At 73.4% G+C, this 4,128-nt stretch carries 4 protein-coding genes; 2 read left to right on the top strand and 2 right to left on the bottom strand.

All coding sequences use genetic code 11. The annotated features are described in order from the left end of the window. Together OOT08_RS19000 and OOT08_RS00910 are read left to right on the top strand one after the other, a co-directional pair. Positions 1-179, top strand: a 179-nt coding sequence (locus tag OOT08_RS19000) for a hypothetical protein (protein WP_442916166.1), incomplete at its 5' end; no start/stop codon positions are given. A gap of 102 nt (positions 180-281) precedes the next feature. Then, a complete protein-coding gene (locus tag OOT08_RS00910; RefSeq protein WP_325090710.1) occupies positions 282-1,256 on the top strand; it encodes an NAD-dependent epimerase/dehydratase family protein in 975 nt (324 codons plus the stop codon). Positions 1,257-1,277: 21 nt separating this feature from the next. On the opposite strand, the gene OOT08_RS00905 is transcribed toward OOT08_RS00910, so the two are convergent. Further along, positions 1,278-2,153, bottom strand: a complete 876-nt coding sequence (locus OOT08_RS00905; RefSeq protein ID WP_325090709.1) for an EamA family transporter — start codon at positions 2,151-2,153, stop codon at positions 1,278-1,280. A 138-nt stretch (positions 2,154-2,291) separates the two neighbouring features. Further along, complete coding sequence (gene abc-f, locus OOT08_RS00900) at positions 2,292-3,950, bottom strand: ribosomal protection-like ABC-F family protein (RefSeq protein ID WP_325090708.1); 1,659 nt, start codon at positions 3,948-3,950, stop codon at positions 2,292-2,294. Between the last annotated feature and the right edge of the window lie 178 nt (positions 3,951-4,128).

Genomic DNA, 4,128 nt, shown 5'->3' with positions numbered 1-4,128 from the left:
GGTACTTCTGCGCGGAGCTGAACTGCGTGGACCTCGTCTGGCAGACACCCGTTTCCGGGCCGCTGGACCCGCCGCCCGCCGAGATCATCGCCCGCCGTCGCGCCGCGCTGGATGCCCGCGCCCGCCGCTTCGTCGGCGAGGTCCTCGGCGAGGTCTTCCCGGAGCCCCTCGCGGCCTGATCGCGCCCGCGCTAGGCTGTGCTGCCGTACCGCTTCCCGGTGCCCCGAGTGAGGCAGGGGCCCCGCGGTACGGACAAGCAGGCCCATGCGAGAGGAAATGTCATGACCCGAAGCGGTGAGCCGCGTCCCCGGGCCGTGATCCTCGGCGGCACCGGGGCCATCGGCGGGGCAACCGCGCTCCGCCTCTTGTCGGCGGGCTGGTCCGTCGACGTCACCGGACGGGAGCCCGGGCGGATGCCCGCCGAGCTGGCCGCAGCGGGCGCCCGCTTTCACCGCCTGGACCGCAGCGACCGTGCGGCCGTGGCCGCGCTGCTGGGCTCCGGCACGGAGCTGTTGGTCGATTTGCTGGCCTTCCGCGGGGCCGATGTCGCTGCGGTGTTGCCGCTGCTCGCTGACGTGGATTCCGCCGTGCTGGTGTCGAGCCGGGCCGTGTATCGCGACGCGGCGGGTCGGCACCTGAACGGCTCGGAGCCACCGCGCTTCCCCGCGCCACTCGGCGAGGACACCCCGACCCTCGACCCGGCACCGGATGAGGCAGACCCCTTCACCCGGACGGGCTACGGCCCGGGCAAGGCCGCTGCGGAGGCAGCGGCGCTGGGCAGCGGGCGGCCCATCACGGTGCTGCGACCCGCGAAGGTGCACGGCCGCTGGGCCCGCAACGCCCGAACCGGGTCGACGGTGCGCCGCATGCTCGCGGGCACCGGGGACCTCGAGGTCGCGGACCCCGGATCGCTCGAGCACCTGACCGGCGCGGGGAACGTCGCCCGCGTGATCGAGGCCGTGGCCCGGAACCCGGCCCAGCGCGTCCTCAACGTGGCCGATCCCGAGCCCGTCACCGCGCGGGCGATCTTTGAGACGATCGCCGCCGAGGCCGGCTGGGCCGGGACGCTCCGGCCCATCCGCGACCCGGCAACCCCGGAGCGCGGCGATCACCCCTGGCGGACAGTGCATCCCGTGTTGCTCGACACCGCCCGGGCCCGGGCGCTCACCGGGGATGAGGGGTTCCCCGGGCCGCTCGCCATCGCGGAGGAGGCCCGCTGGGTCGCCGAGGGGCAGCGGCGCAGGAATCCGGCCTGAGCGGTCAGCGAGAGCTCCGCGCTATTCCTCCGCGGCGGAACGGCGCGGGGCGCCGCCGACCAGCATTGCCCCCGAGATCGAGACCAGGGCGAGGCCGATGATCCCCGTCACGGTCATGGTCTGCCCGAGCACGAGGAAGCCCGCGAGCGCGGCCATCGCGGGGTCGATCGCGAAGAGCGTGCCGACCACCCGCGCCGAGGTGTAACGGGCGGCCATCGTGTCGGCGGAGAACGGGATCGCCACCCCGATCACCGCGACGATCAGCAGCAGGCCCCACTGCGACGGCTGCACGAGGTGATAGCCGCCGACGCCCATCGGGAAGGTGAGCGCCGCAGAGACGGTGACCGAGAGGGCCACCCCGTCCAGCCCGGAGGCAGCCTTGCCGACGCGGGCGGCGAACACCGTGTACCCGCCGAAGCAGACCGCGGCGAGCAGCGCGAACACGATGCCCAGCGGGTCGATATCGCCGCCGGAGCCCAGCGAGAGCACGGCGACGCCGAGCAGCGCCATGAGCGCGATGAGGGCCTCGCGGACCCGACGGGACGCGGCGAGGGCGACCGCGCAGGGCCCGAGGAACTCGATCGTCACGGCGACGCCGAGGGGGATGCGCTCGATAGCGGCGTAGATGCTGACGTTCATCGCGGCCATCGTGGTGCCGTAGATGACGATGCCGAGCCACTCCGAGCGGCTTCGGCGCAGCCGCGGGCGCACGAGAATCAGCAGGATGATCGCGCCGAGCAGCATCCGCAGCGAGCTGACGGTGAAGATGCCGAGCGAGGCGAACAGGGTCGCGGACAGCGCCGCGGAGATCTGGATGCCGGTGGCACCGATGAGCACCAGGACGACGGCGCGGAGCACGTCGGAGCGCTGCGGCGGGACAGAGCTGACTCGGGTCATGGCAGGGTCTTTCAACACGGGAGAGCCGGGCGAGGCCGCGGATCGAAAACGGGTGGTGCGGCGGCTCTTCGCTGAGGAGGGGCGCCGCCTCCCCAGCCTAGTGCTCGCGGGCCACGGGAGAGCCCCCGCCGGGCCCGCTCAGCCGGGCAGATCCGTGACGCGGCCGGCCTCCACGTGCCAGCGCCGGTCGACGCGCACCGCCTCCAGCATCCGCCGGTCGTGCGTCACGAGGAGCAGGGTGCCCGGGTACTGCTCGAGCGCCTGCTCCAGCTGCTCGATCGCCGCGAGGTCCAGGTGGTTCGTCGGCTCGTCCAGGACGAGCAGGTTCACGCCCCGGGCCTGGAGCAGGGCGAGCCCGGCGCGGGTGCGCTCCCCGGGGGAGAGCTCCCCGACGGGGCGGTCCACGTGGTCGGCGCGCAGCCCGAACTTCGCGAGCAGGGTGCGCACCTCCGCGGCGGCGTATTCGGGGACCAGCGCCTCGAAGGCCTGCGCGAGGGGGGCGTCGCCCTCGAACTGCGCGCGGGCCTGATCGATTTCACCGATCGCGACGCTCGCGCCCAGGCTGGCGCGCCCCGAGTCGGGCTCGACACGGCCGAGCAGCAGCCGGAGCAGGGTGGACTTTCCGGCGCCGTTTGGCCCCGTGATCCCGATCCGCTCCCCGCCGGAGACCTGCAGGCTCACCGGGCCGAGCACGAACTCGCCCTGGCGGACGACGGCCTCGGAGAGGGTCGCCACCACCGCGCTGGAGCGCGGGGCCGAGCCGATGGTGAACTCGAGCTGCCACTCCTTGCGCGGCTCCTCGACCTCATCCAGCCGGGCGATGCGGCTTTCCATCTGGCGCACCTTCTGCGCCTGCTTCTCGCTCGACTCCGCCGCGGCCTTCCGCTTGATCTTGTCGTTGTCCGGGGCCTTCTTCATCGCGTTTCGCACGCCCTGGCTGGACCACTCCCGCTGCACCCGGGCCCGGGACACGAGATCGGCCTTCTTCGAGGCGAACTCCTCGTACTCCTCGCGGCGGTGCCGGCGGGCGATCTCGCGCTCCTCCAGGTACGCGTCGTAGCCGCCGCCGAAGACGCGGTTGCGCCCCTGAGCGAGATCCAGCTCCAGCACGCTCGTGACGGTGCGGGCGAGGAACTCCCGGTCGTGGCTGACGAGGACGGTGCCGCCGCGGTGCTCGCGGACGAAGGCCTCCAGCCGGTCCAGGCCGTCGAGGTCGAGGTCATTTGTCGGCTCGTCGAGGAGCACGATGTCGAAGCGGGACAGGAGCAGCGCGGCGAGGCCCACCCGGGCCGCCTGCCCGCCCGAGAGGCTCGTCATCGGGGCGCCCGGGTCGAGGGTGAGCCCGAGGTCCGCGAGCACGGCGGGGATGCGGTCTTCCAGGTCCGCGGCGCCGAGCGCGAGCCAGGCGTCGAGGGCCGCGGCGTACTCGTCCGCGGGGTCGATCCCGGCGGGGGCGAGCGACGGATCGGCGAAGGCCGCGGCCCCGGCCTCCATCCGCTCGCTCGCGGCCCGGCACCCGGTCCGCCGGGCGAGGAAGCCCGCGATGGTCTCCCCGGCGATCCGCTCGGGCTCCTGTGCGAGGAAACCCACGCTCGCGGTGCCCGGGCTCACCGCGACTGACCCGGACTGCGGCGCATCGATTCCGGCGAGGATCCGGAGCAGGGTGGACTTCCCGGCCCCGTTCACCCCGATCACGCCGACGACGTCGCCGGGGGCGACCGTGAGATCGAGGGAATCAAAGAGGGTGCGGTGTCCGTGCCCGCCGGCGAGGCCCGAGGCCACGAGGGTTGCGCTCATGGGTCAATTGTTCCACGACCGCCCCCGGCTCAGATCCACCCGTGATCCCACGCGATCGCCGCGCCGGGGAGCGGTGGGGCATTGGTCTGATGAAGCTGAGGCTGCCCTGAGCGGGCTGGGCCCGATTCGGGTACGATTGCCTGCTGTGATGGAATCAGGACACTCGCCGGCTGCTGGT

Source organism: Leucobacter sp. M11, assembly GCF_035726885.1.
Classification (GTDB): domain Bacteria; phylum Actinomycetota; class Actinomycetes; order Actinomycetales; family Microbacteriaceae; genus JAPFRB01.
The sequence above is the reverse complement of the archived record's forward strand: the minus strand, read 5'-3'. Positions and strand labels throughout refer to the sequence as shown.